At 63.8% G+C, this 312-nt stretch carries 1 pseudogene; it reads right to left on the bottom strand.

Annotation, left to right across the window (positions count from 1 at the left end):
• Nucleotides 1-312 (bottom strand): annotated as a pseudogene (locus JW897_RS24190) (hypothetical protein); the annotation flags it as partial.

The following is a 312-nucleotide window of genomic DNA, read 5'->3' as shown; positions in this document are numbered from 1 at the left end:
CCTGGATATCGCTTTCCTTGATGTCGGCGCCGAAGCGGATCTCGTCGCGGTAATCGCCGGCCGGCCGGCTAGAATCGCCCTTGTCGATGATCAGGTCCTGACCATCGCCCAGGTTGAACAGATACAAATCGCGCGCGTAACCGCCGGTCATGGTGTCGTTGCCGCTGCCGCCTTCGAACACATTGTTCCAGCTGGTGGACGAAACCGACATCAGGTCGTTGCCGGCGCCGCCGCGCAGCGTGTCGCCTTCTTCGCGCCAGTAGCCGGCTTCGCTGCCCACCAGGGTGTCGTTGCCGTCGCCGCCTTCCAGCA

This window comes from Chromobacterium alkanivorans, from assembly GCF_016937655.1.
Classification (GTDB): Bacteria; Pseudomonadota; Gammaproteobacteria; order Burkholderiales; family Chromobacteriaceae; genus Chromobacterium; species Chromobacterium alkanivorans.
This window is presented reverse-complemented; position numbering and strand designations above follow the sequence as displayed.